The 1981-nt window shown below is 66.5% G+C and carries 3 protein-coding genes; 2 read left to right on the forward strand and 1 reads right to left on the reverse strand.

All coding sequences use genetic code 11. The features are described 5' to 3' along the window. Nucleotides 1–339, reverse strand: a 339-nt coding sequence (locus tag ACYQ2W_RS26060; RefSeq protein ID WP_459873961.1) for a hypothetical protein, incomplete at its 3' end; no start/stop codon positions are given. Nucleotides 340–757: 418 nt separating this feature from the next. Between ACYQ2W_RS26060 and ACYQ2W_RS26065 the strand changes: the two genes are divergently transcribed. Together ACYQ2W_RS26065 and ACYQ2W_RS26070 are read left to right on the forward strand one after the other, a co-directional pair. After that, a complete protein-coding gene (locus ACYQ2W_RS26065) occupies nt 758–1720 on the forward strand; it encodes a Fic family protein (protein WP_459873963.1) in 963 nt (320 codons plus the stop codon). Between the two features lie 66 nt (nt 1721–1786). Then, nucleotides 1787–1981, forward strand: a 195-nt coding sequence (locus ACYQ2W_RS26070; protein WP_459873965.1) for a type IV secretory system conjugative DNA transfer family protein, incomplete at its 3' end; no start/stop codon positions are given.

The raw sequence follows: 1981 nt of genomic DNA on the forward strand, positions 1-1981 counted from the left end.
ATCGGTTCGGTCGGTCTGGCTGGCGGCGGCCAGTTTGGGATGACTTTCCGCCAGCCAGTTGGCGCTGGCGCCCACCTCGTTCGGAACTACCACGCCGTAGGGCACCATCCAATCGGGGGTGGCGTAGGTCGCCAAGGGGTTGTTTGATGCGCCGCCATCCCGGGCTTCGGTTTGCGCCGCATCGGCGGCGCGTCGGGCCTCGTCTGAGATGGTGACGGTATCGCTCCCGCCGCTTCGCGCAGTGGCGGCGGCTCCTTTTTCCGCGGTCGTCGAATTGTCTTTCGAGGTGTAGGTGGTATAGCTCGCGGCCAAGGTGGATTGGGTATTTCCGATATACATGGTGGCCCCCCTTGCTGGTTGCCGTCCTCATGAGGCAAAAGTGGCGCCAAGGCTTGGGACGTCAGGGTAATGTTCCTGATTCGAACGCGCTCCGGGAGCGTTGTCGTCGTTTTTCCGCTCTGCGGATCCGTTGTCGGGTTGTTCGAGCAAGGGGTTGGCGGCAACGGGTTGCCGTTGCCGAGGCAGTGCCTTTCCGGGAAGGGCTTCGCCCGGTTATCAGAATCGCTCTGCGCACCGGGAAGCTGCGTCAGGCGCGCGACGCGGCGCAGGCAGCGGGGATCGACGACTTGATGGCCCTACCGCGCCGAGGAGATCCACGCCTGCCTGGGGCGCCACCTGGGGCTGAGGTATCGCTACCGCGATCGTGCGGGACGCCTCCGAAGTATTGGGTCGTCTGCTGGAAGGAAGTCACTCCACCGTGGCGGGCCGCCTCGCGGGCGCCTTCCGCAACATCGGGCGCGAGCGGATCGCCGACGACATCGTGGAGACCATGAAGGCAGCAGGCTACGCCGTTCGGGAGAGCGACCCTTTCGAGGCACCCTGCTCGCTGTCACTCTCGACCCGCGAGCCCTCGCCCTACATCAGCCGCGTCCGTCTGATGTGGGAAGCGATGCGGAAACCGATCCTCGAACACTTCCCCCCTCCCCCCGGCCTGCCGAAGAATCCGGCAGCCCACCTCCAGCGGATCGAAGACCTCTACGTCAGCGACGCCTACCATTCCCTCTCCATCGAGGGATACCGGGTCAGCCCGGAGCTGATCGAGCGTGTCCGCACGGGTGCCTGGGACCCCGACCGCGACGAGGGGGACCGCGACCACCGCAACGCCCTGGCGGCGCGGGGCTACTGGCAGGCGTACCAGCGGGTTCGGGAGGCCATCGGCCATATCCTCGCGGGTGAGAACCCCGGCGCCGTCACCGAACGCGCCCACGGGGCGTGGTACCGCGAGATGTTCGGCCCCAGCGTTGCCGCCGGTCTGCTCCGCCCCGCCGATCTCTCCGGTTACCGCAACGGGCCGGTCTACATCCGCCAGTCGATGCATGTACCGCCCTCCCCCGAGGCGGTACGGGACGCCATGCCCATCCTCTTCGAGTTGCTGCGGGAAGAGCCGGAGCCCACCGTCCGTGCCGTACGCGGGCATTTATTCTTCGTCTACATCCACCCCTACGTCGACGGCAATGGACGGATGGGCCGCTTCCTCATGAACGCCCTGCTCGCCTCCGGCGGTTACCCGTGGACCGTCGTCCCCGTCGAGAAGCGGGCGGCCTACATGGCAGCCCTCGAACGGGCCAGCGTGGACCAGGAGATCGGGCCGTTTGCCGAGTTCTTGGGGGGACTGGTACGAAAAAGCCTCGCCGGAGAGGACGACACGACGCCCCCGTAGGTTCACCCTCCATCACGATATGGGTACCCCGCGACGCGGACGGAGTTGGCCAATCGCTGACTACGGCTGTTCGTCAACCAGCTCCTCGACGCCATGGAGCGGGAGACGACCGTCCCCGCCGCCCCGGTGCTCGCCTGCCTCGACGAGTTCCCGGTCCTCGGCCACATGCGCCAGCTTGAGAGCGCCATCGGCCAAATCGCCTCGTTCCACGTCAAGCTGTGGGTGATCTTGCAGGACTGGAACCAGGGTAAGGCGCTCTAC

The organism is Endothiovibrio diazotrophicus, from assembly GCF_054657215.1.